The sequence below is a fragment of the Eggerthella sp. genome, assembly GCF_048329335.1.
Taxonomy (GTDB): Bacteria; Actinomycetota; Coriobacteriia; order Coriobacteriales; family Eggerthellaceae; genus Eggerthella; species Eggerthella lenta.
Genome location: NZ_DBFEGU010000428.1, coordinates 1 through 5700 on the forward strand (window position 1 = coordinate 1; position 5700 = coordinate 5700).

The 5700-nt window shown below is 66.5% G+C and carries 5 protein-coding genes; all 5 read right to left on the minus strand.

Annotated features, from left to right (window positions below; genetic code table 11):
- The coding region (locus ACMO6A_RS13205) for a formate dehydrogenase accessory sulfurtransferase FdhD (protein ID WP_418471400.1) at positions 1-331 on the minus strand (331 nt) is incomplete at its 3' end.
- A gap of 4 nt (positions 332-335) precedes the next feature.
- Positions 336-1238 (minus strand): formate dehydrogenase accessory protein FdhE, encoded by a 903-nt coding sequence (locus ACMO6A_RS13210; RefSeq protein ID WP_009608709.1) that lies wholly within the window; start codon positions 1236-1238, stop codon positions 336-338.
- 237 nt (positions 1239-1475) lie between these two features.
- On the minus strand, positions 1476-2243 hold the full coding sequence (locus ACMO6A_RS13215) for a cytochrome b/b6 domain-containing protein (RefSeq protein WP_009608591.1): 768 nt from the start codon (positions 2241-2243) through the stop codon (positions 1476-1478).
- Complete coding sequence (locus ACMO6A_RS13220) at positions 2240-3163, minus strand: 4Fe-4S dicluster domain-containing protein (RefSeq protein WP_009307093.1); 924 nt, start codon at positions 3161-3163, stop codon at positions 2240-2242. Before ACMO6A_RS13220 ends, ACMO6A_RS13215 begins: the two co-directional genes overlap by 4 nt.
- A 12-nt stretch (positions 3164-3175) precedes the next feature.
- A partial coding sequence (locus ACMO6A_RS13225) for a molybdopterin-dependent oxidoreductase (RefSeq protein ID WP_418471401.1) occupies positions 3176-5700 on the minus strand: 2525 nt, incomplete at its 5' end.

Genomic DNA, 5700 nt, shown 5'->3' on the forward strand with positions numbered 1-5700 from the left:
ACGCGCGGGGCTCGCCCGCGCGCCGCGCGTCGCGCAGAAGCGCCGACTGGGCGCACCCGGCCGACGTGACGCGGTGCAGGGGCACGTAACCTTCCTCCGCCCGCTCTCCGCTGGCCACGTACACCGCAGCCTCCTCGGGCACCTCGACCACCTCCACGAGGCTGTCGCGATCGGCGATGAGGCCCTCGGACAACAGGTAGCCCACCGCCAGCTCGGACAGCCCGAAGGGGCTTCCCTGGCTCACGGCCACAGGCACCTCGTTCAGGAAGATGCGGATGGGCCGCTCGGCCGACTCGCGCTTCGCGGGCTCGGGACGCTCTACGATGGCCATCGTCCTACCTCTGCGCTTCCGCGGCGGCATCGGCGGCCGCGCGCTGGTACGCCACGAGGTCGAGCTTCGCCATGACCACGTCCTCCACTTCGAACGAGAACGGCGCAAGCGCGTCCTCCTCGTACACGGTGCGCGTGTAGCCGCCGCATTCGTCGCAGGTGGCCAGGCGGTGCGCCTCGTCGCCCTCGAGATTGAAATAATGCAGACGGCTCTGGTTCTGCGTGCCGCAGCGCACGCAACGCACGCGCTCGAACTCCCACGCGCAGCCGCACTGGGCGCACCACAGGCGCTTGGCGCGTCCCTGCCCCGCAGGCGCGCCGCTCACCTGCGCCACCGCAGCTTCGCCGCCGCACACGGGGCAGCGCACGCTATGCGGCTCGTCGGCACCCGCCTCCCGAAGCGCCCGCTCGACGGCCGTCGCCGGACCCTCTAGAAACGCGCGCAGGGCCAGCGCCGCCGCCATCGCGCCGATGCGGGCCGCGTCCTCGTCCATGCCGTCGTCCTCGAGCAGCTCGACGAACGACTCCACATAGGCAGCCGGGTTGCAGCCGGCGAGCACGAGGTCGCTTGCGGCGACCATGCGCTCCCAGCTCGTGCGCGAGAGCGCCTCGCTCGTCGACGCCGCGAACCCGCCGCGCGCAGCCAGCACTTCGGCCAGCCGCTCCATCGCGCCCGCCAACGCGGCGGCCTCGATCTTCACCGGAGCATGGGAGAGCACCGGCTCCCCGTGGCGCGCCCACGTTTTCAGGCTATCGGCGTCGGGCACTTCGTAGCCGAGATCAACATGGGAGGCCGCCTCGGCCTGAACCCCCCACAGCTCGCGGAAGAACGCGAGCCGCGAGACGTCGCCCTCGTCGAGGTTCGTACGGTACGCGGCGATGGCCGCATCGATCGCTTTGAGGTTCATGGATTCCTTTCCTATCTGAACGGGCGGAACGCCCTTTTTGTCATCCTGAGCGCAGGCCGGAGTCGAAGGATCCCGCGCGGCGATAGCCGCGGCGCTTCCAGCTGGCGCCGCGCGGGATCCTTCGACTCCGCGCTTCGCGCTCCGCTCAGGATGACAACCCGGGAGCGTCCGGTCGGGTTACCCATCCGGCGCCCGTGCCGCCGCGATTCGCGGCGGCACGAACGGGTCGCCGCGCTTTTACTTCGTCTTCTCCACCACGTTCTCGCCCGTGGCGATCTCCTTGCGGGCCCAGTGACCCCAGTGGTACAGGGCGTCGGACTCGGACACCGTGCCGTCGCCGAACATGAGCTTCGCCGTGCCGCGGTACGGCTGGAAGATGCCGGCGCCCAGGAAGATGTGCGCCAGGCCGAACACCGCGATCAGCAGAAAGCCTATGTCGTGCAGGAACAGGGTCACGCCGTGCACGCCCGCACCGAAATCGAACAGCGTCGTGCCCAGCAGAAGGATGATGCCCGTGATGCCCATGAGCGCTCCGGCGAACCACAGCATGCCGTCGGCGAAACGCTGGCCGCTCTTGACCTCGCGCTGGTCGGGCATGTGGATCCACTTGGCCATGAACAGGTACGGGAAGAACAGCATCATCCACTTCTTGTCGTCGGAATCCCAACGATCGAACAGGTTCTTGAAGATGTGCGCCACGCCCTTCGGAGCCAGCAGGGCGCTGATCAGCGGCACCGCGACGAACACGACGCCGATGATGCGATGCGACATGCGAATGGCGAACACCGTGTCCGCGCCGACAGCGGCCGCGAGGGCCGGAACGAACACGAACAGGCCGGAGATGCACAGCAGGATGCACGCCGCGATGGTGATGCCGTGCGTCAAGCGCGCCTGCAGCGAGTGGCGCTTGATGTAGCGTTCCTTGCCACTGGCTGCCATGCTTGCCAAGAACGCCTGGTTCTTGGCGGCTTCCTCAGCGGAAACCTTGACGGGTCCCTTGCTCATCGGTTGCCTCCCTTCTTGCCCGGAAGGTTCTCGGTGATATGCTCCATCACCGTCTCCTCGTCCTGGCCGTCACCGTGCTTGACGACCTCTCCGGTGTCGACGGAGATCGTGTCGTCCGTCTCGGGGTTGTACGCCAGCTTGTCGCGCTTGTAGCCGATGCCCAGCACGAACATGGCCGCCAAGCCGGCAACCGTGAGGCCCGTGACGGCGCCCGTGACCGGCTTCATGATCTGGGTCAGGCCGACCATCGGGTTGACCTGCGGGTCGACGACCTGGCCGTGCGCTTCCACGCCGTGCTTCAGCACCTGGATCACGTGAAGGCCGCCCACCTCGTCCTCACCGTACAAGGCGGCGTCCGCATAGCCCTTGCCGTGCAGGTAGTCCACGCGTTCCCGGGCGATGGAAAGCATCTCCTCGCGATCGCCGAACATGAGCGCCTGCGGTTGGCAGGTGGTCACGCACGCCGGAGCCAGGCCCTGCTCGACGCGGTCGAGGCATCCGGTGCACTTGTTGATCTTGCTCGTGTCGCCGTGGTATTGCGGCACGTCGAACGGGCAGGCCGTGGAGCAGTACCTGCAGCCGATGCACTTGGACTCGTCCACGCTGACGAAACCGGTGGCCTCGTCCTTCTTCAGCGCCCCGCCAGGGCAGATGGTGGCGCAGGGGGCGTCGGTGCAGTGCTGGCACGAGCGGCGCCCGAAGGCCCACTTCACGCCCTTGTCGCCGCCGGCCTCCTCATGGAAGCTGATCAGCAGGCGCGTGTCGCCGTTCAAATCCATCGGGCTTTGGTACGAGCCCGTGGAAGGGTTCCCGTTCTTCTCGAGGGTGGACGGCAGGCCGTTCCAGCACTTGCAGGCCACCTGGCAGCCGCGGCACGCGGTGCAGCGGGAGGAGTCGAACAATATGGCTTTCTCACTCATAGCTCACCCCTCCTATGCCTTCTCGATGTCGACGAGGAACGCCTTGTACTCGGGCACCCAGCAGTTCGGGTCGCCCACGTTCGGCGGCAGGTCGTTGACGATGTCTCCGGTGGCGAAGTCGCCCGCCCAGCCGAAGTGGTGCGTCATGCCCACCTGGTGCACGGTCTCGCCGTTCACCTTGAACGGCTTAAAGCGAGGCGTGACCAGCGCCATGACCTCGACCGACCCGCGGTTGTTGAACACGCGGACGCGCTCGCCGTTCTCGATGCCCTTTTCGGCCGCCAGTTCCACCGACATCTCGACGAACTGCTCGGGCATGGCCTCGTTGAGGGCCGGGCACGTGCGGGTCTGGCCGCCGGTCTGCCAATGCTCGGTGACCGAATAGGTGGTCACCGCGATGGGGTACTGGCTGCGGTCGCCGCGCTTGACCGACTCGAACTCGGCGAAGCGCACGCACGGCGAGTTCTGCCGTCCGTTCAGCTTGTTGTCCGCCGGGCTCTCGAAGGGCTCGTAGTGCTCGGGCAAAGGACCGTCGCCCATGCCGTAGCTCTCCAGGCGCGCGTTCTGCTCCCACAGCATCATGAACGCCTTGTTGTTGGGCGGCACGGGCGTGCCGTTCGACACGGCCACGAAGTCGCCGACGTCGTTCTGCACCCACTTCTCGCCCGTCCATTCGACCAGCACCCGGTTCGGGTTCCAAGGCTTGCCTTCCAGGTCCGCCGAGGCGCGGTTGTAGATGATGCGACGGTTGAGCGGCCAGGCGAACGACCACTTGGGATGCAGCCCCAGCCCCGTCGGGTCGTCGGCGACGCGGCTGCCGATGGCCTGCTCGGCCGGGTCGAGCGGAGCGTCGTTGTTGGCCCAGAAGCCGGTGTAGATCCACATGCCGCAGGCCGTGGAGCCATCGGCCTTGAGGTTCGCGAACGTGCTCAGCAAATCGGGCGCGCCGTTCTCGAAGCCGCCCTCGGCGTAGTTGTAGCCGTTGAGGGCCCAGGCCACGGGGCGCGGGTCGATCTTGCCGTCAACGTAGTAGTCCCACTTCGTGTTGACGACGGGCTCGGGAGCCACGCCGTCTTCCTTCTTGTACAGGTCGACGATGGCCTTCCACAGCACGTCGCAGATCTCGTAGTCGGGCTTGGCGTCTTCCCACGGCTCGACGGCCTGGTAGCGCCACTGCAGCCAGCGGCCGGAGTTCAGGATGGTGCCCGGCTTCTCGTAGATCAGCGCCGCGGGCAGGAAGTACACCGTGGTGTCGATGTCGGCGGCGTTCATGTCGGGGGCCTTCCAGAAGGTGGCGGACTCCGTCTCCACCCAGTCGGCCACCACGAGCCAGTCGAGGTTCGCCATGGCGCGGCGCACGTTGCTCGCGTTCGGCGCCGAGTGGCAGGGGTTCATGCCCCAGTTGAAGTAGCCCTTGATGATACCCTGGCTCATCAGCTCGAACGAGCCGATGATGGAGTAGTCGGGGCTCTTCGGCACCTTCGGCCACCAGTCGTAGCCGTAGTCGTTCTCCACGGTGGCCGCGTCGCCGAACCATTCCTTCAGCGCGGAGACGATGAACTTCGGCTTGTTGGTGTAGTAACCGTCCGCGTACGTCTCCTTCTCGCACCATTTGCGCAGAGACGGCGTGCCGTACTCGGTGGGCCAGTTCAGGTAGCCGGGCTGGTTCGCCACGAGCATGCCCATGTCGGTGGCGCCCTGCACGTTCGGCTCGCCGCGCAGCGCGTTCACGCCGCCGCCGGCCACGCCGACGTTGCCCAGCAGAAGCTGCAGGATGCCCATGGAGCGGCAGTTCTGCGCGCCGTAGGTGTGCTGCGTCTGACCGAGCGCGTACAGGATGGTGCCGGACTTGTCGGGAGCGCCGGTGGCCGCGTAGGTGGCGTACACCTTCTCCAAAAGCTCCTTGTCCATGCCGCACGTGGCGGACACGGTGTCCAGGTCGTAGCGTGAATAGTGCTTCTTCATCTGCTGGAACACGCACATCGGGTCCTGCAGGGTCATGTCGCGCTTCGGCACTTCGACGGTGGGAGGCGTGAACTCGGGCACGCCCTCGGCCTTGGCCCAGGCGTAGGCGCCGCCCTCCGAGGTGTCCCACTCCTTCGTGGACTCTACCTGGTAGTGCCAGGTCTTCGCGTCGTAGGTGGCGCTGTCCTTGTCGAAGCCCGAGAAGATGCCCGTCTCCACATCGAAGGAGTACTCCTCGTCCAACAGGTAGGACGCGTTCGTGTAGTTCAGCACGTACTCGTGCTGCCACAGGTCGTGCTCGAGAATGTAGTTGAACAGACCGCCGTAGAAGGCGATGTCGGTGCCCGAGCGGATAGGACAGTAGATGTCCGCCATCTCGGCCGAGCGCGTGTAGCGCGGGTCGACGACGATCCACGTCGCGCCGTTGTCGAGCGCCCTCTGCACCCACTTCGACGAAACGGGGTGGTTCTCGACGTTGTTGGAGCCGATCGTCAAGATGACGTCGGCGTTCTGCATGTCGCAATAGTGGTTCGTCATCGAACCGCGACCGAATGTTGCTGCCAGACCGGCAA

Excerpts from the sequence above, each read along its gene's own strand:
- ACMO6A_RS13215 (WP_009608591.1), bottom strand. The coding sequence starts at position 2,243 with ATGAGCAAGGGACCCGTCAAGGTTTCCGCTGAGGAAGCCGCCAAGAAC.
- ACMO6A_RS13220 (WP_009307093.1), bottom strand. The coding sequence starts at position 3,163 with ATGAGTGAGAAAGCCATATTGTTCGACTCCTCCCGCTGCACCGCGTGC.
- ACMO6A_RS13210 (WP_009608709.1), bottom strand. The coding sequence starts at position 1,238 with ATGAACCTCAAAGCGATCGATGCGGCCATCGCCGCGTACCGTACGAAC.